The following is a 17,861-nucleotide window of genomic DNA, read 5'->3' as shown; positions in this document are numbered from 1 at the left end:
GTCGGTCGCCGCCAGCAGCCGCGCCACGTTGCGATGCGTCAGTTGCGCGCCCTTGGGCCGCCCGGTGGAGCCTGACGTGTAGATCACGTATGCTAGGTTCTCGTGGTACACAGGAACATCGGGATCGGTCTCCGGTTCGCCGGACAGGTCCACCTTGTCCACCTCCAGCGCTACCACGCCCTCGGGCAGCGGCAGCGATGCCGCCACCGACGCCTGCGTGAGCACCAGCTCCAGCCCGCTGTCGGTCATCATGTAGGCCAACCGATCCGCCGGGTAGGATGGATCCAGCGGCACGTACGCCCCTCCCGCCTTGAGCACAGCCAAGAGCCCCACCACCAGCTCGGCCGAGCGCTCCAGCGCCACTCCCACCTTCACCTCTGGACCCACGCCCAGACCAACGAGATGGTGCGCCAGGCGATTCGCCCGGACATTGAGTTCCTGGTAGCTGAGCGCCTGATCGCCATACACCAGCGCCACCGCCTGCGGCGCATGCGCTGCCCACGCCTCGATCGCGTGGTGCACCAATGACGCCTGCGGCCAGGCTGCACCTATGCTGCACCATTCCCGCAAGCGCCGATGCTCAGCACGCGTAAGCAGATCGGTCTCGCCTATCGCGGCGTCCGGTTGACGAACGATCCCCCGCAAGGCAGAGAGGAAGTGCCCCTCCATGCGTTCGACCGTATCCGCGTCGACACGTCCCTCCGCATAGGTAAAGATTCCGCGCCAGTCATCGTCGGCCCGCTCGCGCACGTCCAGCGTCAGGTCGAACTGGGGTCTTGCGGGCGCAACGGGATATTCCTCGCACCGCCAACCAGGGACGCGATTCAACTCGCGCAAGTCGGTGCGTATGTAATTGAAGGCCACCTGGAATAAGGGGTTGCGGCCCGTTTCACGATCGGGCTGCAATGCCTCGACGATGGCATCGATGGGTATATTCCCGTGGCGCCTGGCCTCCAGGAAAACCCGGAATACCTCGGCCAATACCTTGCGCAACGGTGTCGCGCCGTCCAGCGCGACTCGGATGACCTGTGTATCGACCAGGAAGCCCACCACCCGCTCCAGGCCGGACTGGCTGCGCGCCGAGATAGGCACGCCGATACTGATGTCGTCGTTCCCGGTGTTGCGGCGCAATGCCAGATAGAAAGCCGCCAGGAAGACCATGGCCGGCGTGACGCCAGATTCTCGCGCAAGGCGGCGGACATCGGCGACCAGCCCGGGCTCGATCGCCACCGCCAAGATGCGGGCGCGTGGGGCCGTGTCATACCCTTGCGCTGCGCCCTGGTTGAAATCGACGATCCGCGGGGCATCACCGAGCTGAGCCTTCCAGTAAGCCACCCCCGCTTCGAAATCAGGGCCGCCGCGCTGGCTGTCGCGCCTGGCGGCAAGTTCGATATACCCGATTGGCACATCTTCGAGTTCAGGGGATATCCCGGACCGGAATGCGCGGTAGCTCTGTGACAGCTCGTCTACGAGCACCTGCATGGACTGGCCGTCGGCAAGGATATGGTGCACGACCAGAAGCAATACCTGGACCGCAACGCCGAGATCAAACAGTGCGACACGGAACAATGGCGCCCGGGTCAGGTCGAATGGTTCGTCGATCGCGGCCCTTATCCCCTCGTCAAGCGCCGCCTGCTTATCCATGCGTCCACGTAAATCCACGCAGCGCCATGGAAGAGGAACGGAATCCAGAATGGTCTGCTGCGGTCCGTCCGCCCCGTCGTAGAAAACCGTAAGCAGGGAAGCATGCCGGCTCGCCAGATACATCAGGCTATTGCGCAACGCCGGTTCGTCTACCTCGCCCTCGATCCGGATCGCGACGGGAATATGGTAGGCGGAATTATCCGGTTCCAGCTTCCACAAGAACCACTGCTGCCGCTGTCCGGCTGTCAGCGGGAAATGCCCAACCGGCTCAGCTTCTCGCGCCGCGGCTGGTATTGCGACGGCGGCGCCATCCCGAGCGAGGCGATCGATGCGCGCCGCGGCGTCTCGAAGCCTCGGCGATTCGAACAGATCGGCAAGGTCGTAGCCGATGCTCCATATTTCCCGAACACGCGCCACCAGTTGGACGCCGGTCAACGAATTGCCGCCCAGACCGAAATAATTGGCGTGCGCTCCGTCTACTGCCGTACCGAGAATCTCCGTCCACAGTTGCGCCAAGCGCCGCTGGGTGTCGTCTTCCCAGGTATCGGATCGAGCCGCCACGGCTCCGTTGGTCGAAGCGCGGAACCGGCCGTTTTCGTATACCGCGTAGAAATCCAGGCTATCGTCCTGGTACCCTTGCCTGGCGGCGCCTCGCCGCAGTTTGCCGCTGGATGTCTTCGGAAGCGCGCCAGGGTTCAACAGCACAGCTACGGACAGCGGCTCTCCATGGGCCGCGCTCACGATCTCGTTAAGCGCTGCGACAATGGCCTCCGGACTGGCCAGTTTTTGACTACGGTGTGCAATCTCCAGCGCCAGGCCTATCCCCTCACGGCCCGCCACGTTCACCGCAAACGCGGCGACACGGCCTTTGCGTGCGAAGTCGAATTCCGCTTCGACAGACCTCTCGATATCCTGGGGATAGGTGTTCTGCCCTCGCACGATGATCAAGTCTTTGAGCCGTCCTGCCACGTACAACTGCCCGCCATGGACGAAGCCCAGATCTCCAGTGCGCAACCAACGCTCATCCCCTGCCTGGATGAATGTCGCGCCAGTCGCCTCCTGGTTGCGCCAGTACCCGGCGGCCACGCTCGGCCCTGAGAACCATATCTCTCCGATGACGCCATCGGCGCAATCACGTTGCGAGGCCGGCTCGACGACCCGAAGCGCGTGCCCGGCGGCCACCGAACCGCATGCGACCAATCGGGCATCATCGGGCTTCTCGGCGACGTGCCCCCGCGATAATGCCGAGCTGTCGAAGCTCGGCGCAATCACGCCGGCATCACGCGCAACGCCCGTGACCAGCAAGGTCGCTTCGGCCAGACCGTAACAAGGATAGACTGCGGACGGACGGAATCCGACCGGCCGGAATCGCTCGAAAAAGGCCTCCAGCGTGTCGTAGCGCACGGGCTCGGAGCCGGAAAATGCCACCCTCCAGCTCGAAAGATCCAGTTTGCCCAATGCCGCATCTGTTATCCGATCCACGCACAGGCGGAACGAAAAATCCGGACCTCCCGAGATGGTAGCCCTATGCCGGCTGATCGCTTCCAGCCACCGAATGGGATTTTCCAGAAAAAACCGCGGGGACATCAGCACAAGCGGGATGCCCCGATAGAAGGGCTGCATCAGGGCGCCGATCAAGCCCATATCGTGATAGAGCGGCAGCCAGCTTGCGAACACATCGTCTTCACCCACTTGCAGCCGTTCCCGGATGGCGGCTTCATTGGCCATCAAGTTGCCGTGGGTGACCATCACGCCCTTGGGGTCCGAGGTCGACCCTGACGTGTACTGAAGAAAGGCGATATCGTCCAGGTTCGCCTTGATTGGCGCGATGGAGGCAGGGGCCGGCCGCGGCAATCCGTCAACGCCAAGCACCAGCGCATCCGGCGCGATCGTCGAGAATTGCCGGTGCAGCGTTTGCGCGAGTAAGGCCGATGTCAGGATGCACCGGGCACCGGCGTCGGCGGCGATGACGCGCAGCCTATCCAGGTGCTGTTCCTTGCTGGATTCCGGCGGAAATGCCGGCACGGCGATGATGCCGGCGTACAGGCATCCGAAGAACGCCGTGACGTAATCGACCCCGCTGTCCAGCAGGATGAGCGCCCGCGTCCCGCGCTCGAACGTCGTCGACAGTTTCCCGGCGACGCCCAGCGCGCGCCGATGAAGCTGCGCATACGTATAGGCATGGTCTCCCTGCGCGTCGACGCAGACGAGCGCGAGGTCCTCGGCTCTTCGCTCGGCCAACTCCGTCAGCCGCATTGCCATGGTGTCGACTGTCTTAAGCATGAAGGCCGCTCCGCAGTGAAGAAAGAACATGGAATGCGCTGTCGAGAAACGCCGGATGGCGAATGATCTGGATGTGATCCGTGTTGACCGCCTTTACGAGCGTGACCTCCCCTTGCGACACACCGCGCCAGCGGGCCAGGTGATCGTCAACGGGCGAGGCCGCCGTCCCATTGGCAACCCACAGGGAAAGCCCCGCGCACTGGCCGCCTGCGTGCCCTGTCGTCTCGATCGCCGAGAAATGCTTGCCCACCAGAATCGAGGTCTTCAGCACCGAGGCGCCGGCCTCGCCGCCGGGCACGATCCGTTTCCAGCGGCTCGCATCGCCCTGAACCGTTTCCAAGAGCGCATCGATTTCTTCCTGGCTGACACTGCGCGGATAGGCATCGATATCCGTGGCGGCGTCCGGTGCGATGGCGGCCATTGCCTCTCGATCGCGGGGAGAAGAGTCCACCATGCCCAGGAAGGCGACTTCCTCTCCCATGGCTTCAAGCACGAATGCCATCTCCCGCGCGACCCAGCCGCCGCTGGACCAGCCGAGCAGGTGATAAGGGCCGGACGGCTGGACGCGGCGTATGCGCTCCACATAATCGCGGGCCATTTCGACCAGGCTTTTCGGCCACCACGCCGGTTCGGTGTAGAGGGGCGACTGGATGCCGTAGAGGTTCGCCACGCCCTCGACGTGCTTGGCGAGCGTCCGGTATTCCGCCACCAGGCCATATCCCGGGTGGACAGCAAAGAGGTTGTATCGCCCTGATGGCGCATTGAGCGGAAAGAGATTTGACGGCATGTGGGGAGATTTCGCGTCCAGATGCGCCGCCAGGCTGCCTACCGTCTGATGGGAGAACAAGCTCTCCAGGGAAAAATCGGCGATGCGATGGCGGTTCGCCAGCGACGCGACGGTCAGGGCCTTCAGGGAGTCTCCGCCCACTTCGAAGAAATTGTCGGTCACGCCAATGTCGTCACGCTGCAGGACCTCACGCCAGATGGACAGGAGTTTTGCCTCCATTTGCGTGCTCGGCCCCGTGGCCTGGCGCGCCGACCGGACATCCCCGGCGTCCGGCAGTGCCTTGCGGTCTACTTTTCCGCTGGGCAGCAATGGCAGCGCGGGCAGCACCACCAGCGCCGAGGGCACCATGTATTGGGGCAGCGCCGACACCAGGGCATCACGCGCCGCCTCTGGCGCGGCGTCGCCAACGATATACCCGACCAGGCGTTTATCGTCGCCCTCGCCTCGCAGTTCGACCGCGGCCTCCTTCACCCCAGGCACGGCGCGCAGCGCCATTTCGATCTCGCCGGGCTCAATCCGGAAACCCCGCAGTTTGACCTGCTGGTCGACGCGTCCGAGGAACTCGACGGTCCCGTCCTCCTGGCGGCGGCACAGGTCTCCGGTTCTGTACAGGCGGCCGCCCGCCTCGTCGTAGGGATCGGGCGCGAAGCGCTCGGCCGTCAGCGCCGGGCGGTCGTGATAGCCGCGCGCAAGCGTCGCCCCGCCTATGCAAAGCTCGCCCAATCCGCCCGCCGGAACCTCGTTGCCATCCAGGTCCAGGATGCAGGCGTTGCGAGACGGATACGGCTTGCCGATCGGCGCGGCCACATGCTCCGTGTCGGACTGCCGGGTTTCCCTGTACGTGCAGGCCACCGTCGTCTCGGTGGGGCCATAGAGATTATCCAGTCGAATATGCGAAAGCGGACCCGCGCGCCACTGCGCCAGCGCATCGCCGGGCAATGCCTCGCCGCCCACCGTGATCTGCCGTAACGACAGTTCCGCTGCCTGGGGCGGCTCACGCAGCCATTGCTGCCAATATGCCGTTGGAATGCGGGCGAAAGTGACGCGCTCTTCGACCAGGCGCTGGTTGATGGTCCGCAGATCCCAGGGCTGGCGGCCGCGCATTACCACCTGCCCGCCCTGTATCAGCGCCGGCAGCATTTCATGCAGGGCGACGTCGAAGTTGATCGTCGACGACTGTAGTTGGCGGTCCGCATCCGTAATGCGGTATGTAGCGAGAAAATCATCCAGATGGCGGCTCAGCGCTCCATGGCTGATCGCGACCCCCTTCGGCTTTCCCGTCGACCCGGATGTGTAGATGACATAGGCAAGCTGTTCCGGATGGACCGGTTCGTACCATGCCTGCGCCGGCTCGTCAGCCACATCGTCCGCGCGCACGATGTCCCGGCGCTTCATCAGGTCGCCGTGCCTGTCCGCGATCGATGCATCGGCAACGAGCCAGCGTATGCCCGCATCGTCCATCATCTCGGCCAGTCTGCTTTCGGGGTATGCGGGATCCAGGGGCACGAACGCCGCGCCGGATTTCAGGATACCCAGCAGCGATGCAATCAGCGCCGGCGAACGCTCCATGCATAGGCCGACCCGGTCTTCGGGGCCGGCGCCCAGACGCTTCAGACGCCGGCCGATTCGATTCGACCATGCCTCGAGCGTTGCATAATCCAGCGCCTCGCCATCACAAACCACGGCTCGGCGATCGCCCATTTCCCTGGATCGCGCGGCGATACGGGCGGCGACGGGCTGGAACCGATGGGCCGCCAGCGGTTCATGCCGCGGCGTGCCCGGCAGCGCAATTTCGCCAACCCGCCCAATGTCGGAACGCACGATCTGTCCGAGCACAAACTTGAACTCAGCCAGCAGCCTGGCGGCGAGCGCATCGCCCACACGCGAGCGGTTCCATTTCCATTTGACAACGACCGCATCGTTCGGAACGACGGCAATGGCCAAGGGATAGTGTGTTTTCTCTACTGTCTCGATGCCGGCAATACCCAGCGCGTATTCGCCGGCACGGATATTTTCGTCGATGGGGTAACTTTCGAAGACCAACAGCGTATCGAACAGCGCGTCGGCCGAGCGTCCCAGCCACTGCTGGATATCGGCCAGCGAGGCGTACTCGTACTGCCTCAGTTGGCTGTTATGGTCCTGCAGTCCGCTCAACCATGCGGCAATGGGCGCCTCGCCCGGGACGCCAAACCACAGGGGTACGGTGTTGATGAAGAGCCCCATCATGCTCTCGACGTCTGCCAATTCGGCGGGCCGGCCCGAAACGGTAACCCCGAACGCGACGTTGCGCCGGTTGCCGTAGCGCGCCAGCACGATCGCCCAACTGGCCTGCATCAGCGTATTCAGCGTCACCCGGTACTTCTGCGTGGTGGCGCGCAGCAAATCGCTGAAGTCCTTGCCCAGGTTTTCCCGGATCTGGCCAGCCCCCTCGCCATGGACGCGTGAACGCCCAAGGCTTTCCAGCAGGACCGCGGGATCTTCGTACCGCCTCGCGATCTCCCGCCACCATGGTTCCGCGTCAGGCCGCGCCTGCAGCCAGGCCACGTATTCACGATAGAGCCTACCCACGGGCAGCGTTACCGGTCCGCCGTTCGTCAGCACGCCATACAGGTGCATGACTTCGCCCATGAGCTGCGCGCTGCTCCAGCCATCCATCAGCACATGGTGATCCGTCCATACCAGATCGTAGCCCTTGTCCGGACGAGCAAACAGCGCCACGCGAAGCAGCGGCGCGCGGCCCGTGTCGAAACCCCGCGCGATATCGTCCCCAAGCCAGTCTCGCAGGCTCGCTTCGTACGCCGCGGCGGATGATTCCGACCAGTCCATCATCTCGTACGGCAGTTTGACCGAGCGCTGCACCACCTGGAGCGCCTGGCCGCCATGGGCCCATTCAAAGTGCGTGCGCAACACCGCGTGGCGCGCCACCACCATTTCCCATGCCGTTCGCAGATGCTCTGGATCCAGCTCGCCATGCAGCGTCAACCGTTTCTGGTTCACGTATACGCCTGCGCCGGACTTCAACAGGCTATGGAACATCATGCCTTGCTGCACAGGCGTCGCGGGATAGATGTCTTCGATCTCCTCAAGCGACAGTTCCAAGCGCTCCAGTTGCGCCTGCGTCAGCCGTGCCAGAGGAAAGTCCGACGCCGTCGCTTCCGGCTTTTTGCCGGCGCAGTGCCGGATCAATACGCGAACCTTGTCCATGAACGTATCGGCCAGTCCCCGAACCACCGTTGCGTCAAGTTCGCCGGCACGGTAGCTCCAGCGGACCGACAAGCGCCCGCTGGCTACCATTGCGTTCAGATCCAGCGCCATATCCGCCACCAGACCCGGGACTACGGACTCGCCGCCGGACTCCTGTGCGAAGCTGAAGCGCCCGCCGCCCGCCAGGCTGCGATCGAACTGACCCAGGTAATTGAACGCCACGCACGGCCGGCGTAAATCCGCTGCTCGCTCGCCCAGTAGACCGAAATGCAATCCCCGCCTTGGAACCGATCGCAGGCGTTCCTTCACTGACACGATCGACCGGCGCGCATCATCCCCCGCCTCCAGCCAGACCGGGTAGCGCGTCGTAAACCACCCCACCGTACGGCTCAGATCCAGGTCGGCAGCCTCTTCATCCAGCGGCTCGCGCCCATGGCCTTCCAGCGCCACCAGCACGCCGCCGGAGCCGTTCCAGCTACCCAGCGTCTGCGCCAGCGCCGTCAACAGGATGTCTTCCGCACCCGCGCGATAGCTGCGCGCCGCCTCCCGCAGCAACTGGCGGGTTTCCACCTCGTCCAACTCCGCCGCCACCGAACGGCTTTCGCCCGGCTCGACGCCAGTATTCAGGGGTAGCGCCGCATGGGCGCCAGCCAAGGCATCACGCCACCAAACCGCTTCGTTCTGTACGATGGGCGTCCCGCCATACGCCAATTGCCGCTGCACCCACACGCTCCATGGCGTATTCGGCGCAAGATTGGCTTGCTCGCCCCTGGCCGCCCGCTCATAGGCCTGTTGCAGCTCTTCAAGCAACACTCGCCACGACACGCCGTCCACTGCCAAATGATGGATCGCCAGCAACAAGCGCGCGCCGCCATCCACTTCAAAATATCCCGCCTTCAGCAGCGGACCACGCGCGATGTCAAGGCTGCGCTGTAGTTGGCTGCCCCCGCGCTCGAGAGAGGCCTGCCAGTCCGGCACGCCGCGCAGATCGCGCACTTCCAGGACCTTCGAAACCTCGCTTGCCGCGACACGTTGCCGCCACCGGCCTGCGGCGTCCCGCTCGAAGCGCAGTCTCAACGCATCGTGACCCTCGATCAATGCCTGAACAGCGCGCTCCAGCGCGGGAACCTCAAGTCCGCCTTGCACCGCCAGCAATACCGACTGGTTCCAGTGCGACTGTCCTTGAGGGAAGCGTTCAAAAAACTCGATCTGAATTGGCGTGAGGTCCAGCGCCTCGTGTACCTCCTGATGCCACGCGTCCTCGACCGCTTCCCCCGCTACCGTTGCCAGGCTCGCCACTGTCGGATGCTCGAATATCTCCCGAGGCGTCACCTTCTGGCCCGTCTGGCGCGCCCGCGCCACGATCCGCAGGCTCAAGATCGAATCCCCGCCGAGCTCAAAGAAGTTGTCGTGCCGGCCTACCCGCGCCACACCCAGCACCTGCTGCCAGATCTCCGCCAGCGCGATCTCGATCTCGCCCATCGGCGCCTCGTACGCCTGCGAGATGAACTCCGGCGCCGGCAGCGCCTTGCGATCCACCTTGCCGTTGGCCGTCAGCGGCAACGCCTCCAACACCACGATGGCGCTGGGCACCATATATTCCGGCAGTGCCGCGCCCAATTGGGTGCGCAGCGTCTGACCGTCCAATTGCTGGTTCGCTTCCGCAGTGATGTAGCCCACCAGCCGGGCGCCGGACGGCCCTGCCTGCGCCACCACTACCGCTTCGCGCACTCCGGACTGAGATTGCAGCTGCGCTTCCACCTCGCCCAGCTCGATGCGGAATCCCCGGATCTTGACCTGGTCATCGATCCGACCCAGGTACTCCAACTGGCCCTCGCTGTTCCAGCGCGCCAGGTCGCCCGTGCGGTACAGCCGGCCGCCGTCATCGCTGAACGGATCCGGCACGAACCGCTCCGCCGTCAGGCCCGGCTTGGCTTCGTAGCCCCGGCCCAGGCCCGCTCCACCCAAGTACAACTCTCCGGACACGCCCTCCGGCGCCAGATTCATCGCTCCGTCCAGCACGTAGGTCTGCGCGTTGCCGATCGGCCGCCCAATCGGCACCACCGCATCGCCCGACCGGCACGTCCAGTGCGTCACGTCGATCGCCGCTTCCGTCGGACCGTACAGGTTGTATAGCCTTGCCTGTGGTAGCAGCGCCAATACCTGATCCTGCAACGAAGCCGGCAGCGCCTCGCCGCTGCATACGATCCGCTTGATCCCTATGCACCGGCCCGCCGCCTCGTGCGCCACGAACGCCTGGAGCATCGACGGCACGAAGTGCAGCGTGGTCACCCCGTGACGTTCGATCAGCCTCGCCAGCTCGGCCGGATCCCCGTGTACTCCCGGTTCGGCCACCGCCAGCCGCGCACCCACCATCAGCGGCCAGAAGAATTCCCACACCGACACGTCGAAGCTGAACGGTGTCTTTTGCAGCACTGTGTCCGAAGCGTCCAGGCCGTAGGCCTCCTGCATCCACGCCAGCCGGTTGGCTAGCGCGCTGTGCCGGTTGCCCGCGCCCTTGGGGCGCCCGGTCGAGCCCGACGTGTAGATCACATACGCCAGGTTCTCCGGATGGATCTGCACCTGCGGGCTGGTGGCCGGCTGCGCGCTGATATCCAGCGTATCCAGCGCCAACACCCCCACGCCTTCAGGCACCGGCAGCCCCGCGCGCACCGACGATTGTGTCAGCACCAACTGCAACCCGCTGTCGGCCATCATGTAGGCCAGCCGATCGGCCGGGTACGACGGGTCCAGCGGCACGTATGCCCCGCCTGCCTTGAGCACCGCCAACAGGCCCACCACCAGGCCGATCGAGCGCTCCAGCGCCACCCCGACCTTTACCTCGGGGCCCACGCCCAGACCGATCAGGTGGTGGGCCAACTGGTTCGCCCGTGCGTTCAACTTTGCGTAGCTCAATGACTCGTCGCCATGTAACAGCGCCACGGCCGCCGGCGTCGTCTCCGCTAGAAATGCTACGATCTCGTGGACCATGCCCGGGATATCAGGCATATCCTCCCCGCATGACAGGGCTTTAAGCCGCGTCATTTCAGCCCTACCCAGCCAATGCACGTTGCCGATTGCCTGCGTCCCATTTTCCGGCAGCGTCACCAGAATCTGTCTTGCCAGCTCAGCCGCCTGCATGACGGCCCTTGTGTCGACCGCATTGCGCCGGTAGCGAAAATGCAGTGACAAGCGGTCAGCGAGCGTGACAACCATCGTCACCGCGTAGTTCGTTTCCTCGTGGTTCTGTAGACCTCCAAACTGCAGGCCGCTGGAACCCGCCGCTTTCAATGCCTGGTCAACGGGATAATTCTCAAAGACCACAATGGAATCGAAAAGCGCCTGGGTGCCGTTGCCAGCCAGGCGTTGAACTTCGACCAGCGACACATGCGCATGTTCCTGGAGGGCGACACCCTTGGCCTGGATAATCCGCAGCCACTCATCCAGCCGGACGTTTTCTGGAACCGGCACAACCATCGGCAGCGTATTGATGAACAGCCCCAACAGGGTTTCGACCTCGTGAAGGTCCGATGGCCGCCCCGCAACGGTCGCACCGAAAATCACCGTATCCTGGCCTGTGTGGCGAGCGAGCAGCAGCGACCATGCGCCTTGCACCAGGGTGTTCACGGTCACCTGATTTTCACGTGCAAATCCGACCAATCGGGCCGTCGCCGCCGCGTCCAGTTCCACGCTCAACTCGCCGTGGCCGGAAGCCGCGGCTTCCGAACGCGCCATGATGCCGGCCAGGTACGTGGGGGAGTCCATGTCTAGGACCTGCTCCCGCCAATACGACTCGTCCGCCTGCAGATCGCGATTCTGCAGCCAAGCGACGTAATCGCGGTAAAGACCGCCTTCCGCCGGAATCGTCTCGCCGCTATAGTGGCGCAGGATTTCGCTCATGAGTCGCGCGCTGCTCCAGCCGTCCATCAACACGTGATGATCTGTCCACACCACGTCGTGGCCCCGGTCCGGCCGCTCGAATACCGTCACGCGCAGCAACGGCGCGCGTCCTACGTCGAAACCTCGCGCGATATCGTCCGTTCGCCACCGGGCTAGCCGCGACTCGTATTCCCGTTCGTCCAGCGCGGACCAGTCTATCGTCTCGTACGGCAGCGCCACCGAGCGATGCACCACTTGCAGCGCCTCGCCGCCATGGCGCCATTCGAAATGCGTGCGCAGCACCGCATGCCGGGCCACCGCCGCCTCCCACGCCTCCCGCAGCCGCATCCGATCGAGCTTACCGTGCAGGGTCAGGCGTTTCTGGTTCACATATACGCCCTCGCCCGATTGCATCAGGCTATGGAACACCAGCCCCTGCTGAACCGGCGTCGCTGGATAGATGTCCTCGATCTCATCCAGGTTCAGCTTCAGCTGTTTCAACTGTGCCTGCGTCAGCTTCGCCAGGGGAAAGTCCGACGCCGTCGCGCCCGGCCGCATCTTTGCGCAGTGCACAATCAGTGCGCGCAGCCGTTCGATGAACCGATCCGCCAGCGTCCGCACGATGGACTCATCCAGCTCGCCCTCGCGATAGCTCCATTGCATCGACAGCCGCCCGCCTGCAATCATCCCATTCAGGTCCAGCACCATGTCTGCAACTAGTCCGGACGCAACGGCTTCACCCCCTGACTCACGCGCGAAGCTGAACCCACCCCCTTCGATCAGACTCTGGTCGAACTGCCCCAGGTAGTTGAACCCCACCCGCGGCCGCGGCAATTCCGCAAACTGATCGCGCAGCAGGCCGAAGTGCAGACCCTTGCGCGGCACCGACCTCAACTGCTCCTTCACCGACACGATCGCCCGGCCCGGTTCCTCTTCCGCGTGCAGCCACACGGGGTACTGTGTCGTGAACCACCCCACCGTGCGGCTCAGGTCCAGTTCTTCATCCAGCTCCTCGCGGCCATGGCCTTCGAGCGCCACCAGCACCCCGCCATTGCCGGCCCATTCGGCCAAGGTCTGCGCCAGCGCCGTCAGCAGAATATCCTCCACGCCCGTACGGTACGCGCGCGGCACGTCTTGCAACAGTTGCCGCGTCTGTATCTCGTCCAGCCCCACGGTCACTGAACGGCCCGCTCCCGGCTTACTCCCAGTGTTGACCGGTAGTGCTACGCTTGCACCCGTCAGTGTCTCCCGCCACCAACTTGCTTCTGCCCGCACGGCCTCGGTTTGCCCATACGCCAACTGCCGCTGCACCCACGCGCTCCACGGCATGTTCGACGGCAGGCTCGCCACCTCGCCGTTCACCGCCTGTCCGTAGCCCTGCTGCAGTTCCTCCAGCAGCACCCGCCACGACACCCCGTCCACCGCCAGATGGTGAATAGCCAGCAGCAGCCGCGCCTCATCCTTAAGCCCGAAATAGCCCGCACACATCAGCGGACCGTGCTCGATATCCAGACTTTTCTGCAGCCGCGTGCCCTCCCGCTCAAGCACACTTGCCCAGTCCACATCGCCCTTCAGGTCGATCACCTCCAGCAACCGATGATCTTCGGTCGGCGCCACCCGCTGCGTCCAGCAAGCGCCCTGTTCGGCGCGACTAAACCGTAAACGCAGCGCGTCGTGCGCGGCGCTGATCTGGCGCAAGGTGGCGTCCAGCGCAGCCAGATCCGGATGTCCGTCGATGCTTAGCAATACAGATTGGTTCCAGTGCGATTCTCCTTGGGGAAAGCGCTCGAAGAACATCGCCTGGATGGGCGTCAGACCTAGCGCCTGATGCACCTCCGCATGCCGGATCTCCTCGCCATAGTCCTGTGCCATCCGTGCCAGCCCGGCCACCGTCGGATGCTCGAACATCTGTCGCGGTGTGAGCTTCAATCCCACCTTCCGCGCCCGCGCAATGATCTGCAGGCTCAGAATCGAATCACCGCCCACCTCGAAGAAGTTGTCCGTCACGCCCAGATCGTGGCGGCCGAGCACCTCGCACCAGATCGACAACAGGGCCGTTTCTCGTGCATCGCCCGGTCTGACTGCCTCCCGGCCTGGATTCTCATCCGCTGCGGGCAAGGCCTTGCGATCGACCTTCCCGCTGGGCAGCAGTGGCAGTTGCTCCAGCTTTACATAGGCCGACGGCACCATGTACCCCGGCAGCCTGGCCGATGCTGCCTCGCGCAGCGTGGTCTCATCGGCCTCGCCCACCACGTACGCCACCAGCCGCTTGCTCTCGCCCTCGCCTTGCAGTTCGACCGCCGCCTCGTTCACATCGGCCACCTGCCGCAGCACCGCCTCGATCTCGCCCGGCTCGATCCGGAACCCGCGCAGCTTGACCTGCTGGTCCATCCGGCCCAGGAAGTCGATCGTCCCGTCCTCCCGGCGCCGGCACAGGTCACCGCTGCGGTACAGCCGCGCACCGTCTTCACGGTACGGGTCCGGCACGAACTTCTCCGCCGTCAGCCCAGGACGCCCAAGATAGCCGCGCGCCAGCGTATCGCCGCCAATGCACAGCTCGCCCAGCCCGCGGGTCGGCGCCTCGTTCCCCGCGCCGTCCAGCACATACACGCTGCGCGAGGGGTACGGCCCACCGATCGACACGATCGCCTGGTCCGTATCGGCCTGCGTCGTCTCGCGATACATGCACGCCACCGTCGTCTCGGTCGGCCCGTACAGGTTGTCCAGCCGGATGTGCGCCAGCGGTCCTGCGCGCCACCGCCTCAGCGCGTCACCCGGCAACCCCTCGCCGCCCACCGTGATCTGGCGCAGCGCCGGCAGCGACTGCGCCGGCGGTGGATTGAGCAGCCACTGCTGCCAGTACGCCGTCGGAATCCGCGAGAACGTCACCCCCTGTTCAGCCAGGTGCCGGCTCGTCGTCTCCAGATCCCAAAGCTGCGGCCCGCGCATCTCCACCTGGCCTCCTTGGATCAGGGCCGGCAACATCTCATGCAGCGCCACGTCGAAGTTGATCGTCGACGACTGGAACTGCTTGTCCGCTGCCGTGATGCCGTACGTGCCGATGAAGTCGTCCAGGTGCAGGCCAAGCGCGCGCTGGCTGATCGCCACGCCCTTGGGCAAGCCCGTAGAGCCGGACGTGTAGATCACGTAGGCCAGTTGTTCAGCCAGCACCGCGGCGTTGATCGGCGCCACGGACTCGTCTCGCACCTGCGAGACGACGACGACCTCCCGGTCGGCCAGCAGATGGGCCAAATGTGCCGCTGTCCGCGCATCCGCCAGCACGCGCGTTACCCCCGCGTCTTCCATCATGTAAGCCAGGCGCTCCGGGGGATAGTCCGGATCCAGCGGCACGAAAGCTCCGCCCGACTTCATGATGCCCAGCAGGCCGGCGATAAGTCCTGCCGAGCGTTCCACGCACAGCCCGACACGCTCCTCGGGTCGAATACCCCCGCGCTGCAGGCGGTGCGCGATCTGGTTGGCCCATGCATCGAGTTGGCCATAATTCAACCGCTCGCCCTCGCAGTGCAGCGCCGGCGCCTGCGGCTGCGCGGTGGCGCGCGCGCCGATGCGTGCGGCTGCCGGCTGGAATGGATGGTCCATACGCGGCGCGTACGCCGTCTTGTCCACGCTCAGTCGGATCTCGCCCAACGGCAAGTCGGCGCCCGTCTGCGCCACCTGCTCCAGGACCTCCATGTAATGATCCAACAGCCTTTCGATGACAGATGCGTCGAACACATCCTTCGAGTAGTGAAAGGCCGCGATCAGTTCTGTGCCATCGCCGACGTTGAGCACCAAGTCGAAGCGCGATGTCTCCAACGCCATGTTCACACCGGAGATAGTCAACCCCGGCAATCGGATGCTCGTGCGATCCGCCACGCCGAAATTGAACATGGTCTGGAATAACGGCGTATGGCTCAGACTTCGTGCGGGCTGCAAGTCCTCGACCAGCCGGGCGAAAGGCAAATCCTGATGCGTATGCGCTTCCAGCATACGCACACGAACTTGCTCGAGCAGCTCGTTAAAGCGCGTCAATCCTTCCAGTTCGCTGCGAATCACCAGCGTGTTCACAAAGAAACCGATCAACGGCTCGGTCTCGCTGCGGTCGCGCCCCGACACCGGCACGCCGACGCGGATATCCTGCTGCCCGCTATAGCGCGCCAGCAGCACGCAATACGACGACAGCAACAACGTAAATAAGGTTGTGCCCCGCTCCCGCGCCAGCCGTTTCAACGCGTCCGCCGTCCGCCGACCGACGGTGCGCGATATCCGCCCACCTTCGGCCGTACGTAAACCCGTGCGTTTGCGCGAAAACGGCAATTCCAGGGCAGTATGTTCCGTCCCTAGACGCTCCCGCCAATACGCCAATTGCCGCCCGATGGTGGCATCGTCTAGCCATTCGCGCTGCCACAAGGCGTAGTCCCCATACTGGATCGGCAGCGGCCAGGCCGCCGCATGAATGCCAGCATGAATCGCCTGATAGGCCTGCGCGAACTCCTTGTTCAACACCCCCAGCGACCAGCCATCGGAGATGATGTGATGCATGGCGAAATGCAAGACATACTCCCGCGCGGATACGCGGATCAACGCCACGCGAAAAAGCGGCCCACGCTCCAGATCGAAGGGTTGACGCGACAACCGCGCCAAGCGCTCATGCAGCGGCTCTTGCGGGCCCGCCTCGGCTTCGGTCAGGTCGTACTCGCTCCAGCCGTAACTCGTCTCTTCGACGACCTGCCACGCAAGGCCATCGATCTCCTGAAACCGCTTGCGCAGGCTTTCGTGGCGCGCCAACACACGATCCAGCGCGGATCTCACGTCGACCGGCCTCAGGTCGCCGCTCAGGCGCACCGCTCCGGAAATGTTGTAAGCGGCGCCGTTTGGATCCAAACGCCACAGGAACCAAAGGCGCTCCTGTGCATGCGACAGGGGAAATCGGCGGCCACGCGACGGAAATGGAACGATCGGCAACCGGGAGGCATCAATACCGCGGGCTTGAACCTGACTGCGGAAAATGCGCCGCTTCTCGTCGGACAAAGCGACATAGGCCTGCGAGATGGCCAATAGTTCATCGTCGGGTCGCGCAACGGCCTCACTCATCGCCATCACCCTTTCCGCTTTCATTCCCTATTGAAGCAACTTCTGTCGGCGTCCTACTTTCGGTGCGATCCCCGCGCTGCTGGCAGTCGAAGTCCGCCTGTGGCACACCCTCGCCATCGGCCCCAGGTTCTCGACCCTTCCTGCCAATGTTTGAAATAGATATCATTCCATTTTTCGGCTCAGAAGTCAGCCTGTCCGCACGACGGGCGAGAAACGGGCACTTATCAACGTTTGGCGTGTTGTCGTCAGGAAGAAAATATTGTTTCCACTCCAGGTTGCCCGGTTCGCCGTAAAAGCCCAGATCGGGATGGGCCGGAATGTCATCCCATTCTTTCAGGCGACGGCGCACTTCGTTGCGCGCTTGGGCGCCAATCACACGATTGGTCACTTTATCGATAAATACGCTACGCGGCTGAAACAGCAATACCATCCCGGGGCCGAGATTCCGGCTATGGCGTGCGCGGAACGACGGGCATGCACAAACGACGAACATCTGTACCGATGCGTAGGTGAATTCCCATGCCCCGTCCGAAGGGTCCGGCTGGAATAACACGGCAGAATCAACGTCATGGTCATGCAAATACTGCAACGCCTGCCAGAAGTGGGCGTGGTAGTCTTGATGAGTCAATGGGACAGGGTCGGGCTCGAAAAAAATAGCAATATTGTTCTTTTGGTACGCCGGCTGCACGGATAGCGCGGCAAATGTCGACATGGTTTCGGGAAGATCTGAAATATCCTTGCCGCGCACATAGGAATAAAACATCTCGCCTTTTCTTTCTGCTTGCGTACCGAAAAAGCATGGATAAGCGGAATCCATGACGTTGCGCCGCAGGATCCCGTAGGACTGAGTCAGCCATTCGGGAATTGTCTCCGGCCCTACTACACCGCCAACAATAATGCGCCGTCGCCAATCTATAGCATCGGGTGATGAGCTTGGCGCGCCAGCACTATTGGGACCGTCAAGTTGCAT

3 protein-coding genes (1 of these 3 cut by a window edge) are annotated in these 17,861 nt (G+C 63.9%); all 3 read right to left on the bottom strand.

Annotated features, from left to right (window positions below; all coding sequences use genetic code 11):
* Tightly spaced (each overlapping or abutting the next), the 3 genes in view from BUB23_RS10955 to BUB23_RS10945 form a layout consistent with a single transcriptional unit that may run on beyond the window.
* Nucleotides 1-3,927, bottom strand: partial view of a non-ribosomal peptide synthetase gene (locus tag BUB23_RS10955; protein WP_073103166.1) — the 5' end (the start) only. It extends 10,239 nt beyond the left edge of the window; only the first 3,927 of its 14,166 coding nucleotides appear in the window; it begins with the start codon at nt 3,925-3,927; its stop codon lies beyond the left edge, outside the window.
* Nucleotides 3,920-16,897, bottom strand: a complete 12,978-nt coding sequence (locus tag BUB23_RS10950; RefSeq protein WP_073103165.1) for a non-ribosomal peptide synthetase — start codon at nt 16,895-16,897, stop codon at nt 3,920-3,922. Before BUB23_RS10950 ends, BUB23_RS10955 begins: the two co-directional genes overlap by 8 nt.
* Nucleotides 16,884-17,861, bottom strand: coding sequence for a YqcI/YcgG family protein (locus BUB23_RS10945; RefSeq protein ID WP_084135989.1), 978 nt, complete (start codon nt 17,859-17,861; stop codon nt 16,884-16,886). The genes BUB23_RS10950 and BUB23_RS10945 overlap by 14 nt, the downstream gene beginning before the upstream one ends.

Source organism: Pollutimonas bauzanensis (genome assembly GCF_900129885.1).
Taxonomy (GTDB): domain Bacteria; phylum Pseudomonadota; class Gammaproteobacteria; order Burkholderiales; family Burkholderiaceae_B; genus Pollutimonas; species Pollutimonas bauzanensis.
The sequence above is the reverse complement of the archived record's forward strand: the minus strand, read 5'-3'. Positions and strand labels throughout refer to the sequence as shown.

What these genes read in the sequence shown, in the direction of transcription:
- BUB23_RS10950 (WP_073103165.1), bottom strand. Translation starts at nt 16,897, where the DNA reads ATGGCGATGAGTGAGGCCGTTGCGCGACCCGACGATGAACTATTGGCC.
- BUB23_RS10945 (WP_084135989.1), bottom strand. Translation starts at nt 17,861, where the DNA reads ATGCAACTTGACGGTCCCAATAGTGCTGGCGCGCCAAGCTCATCACCC.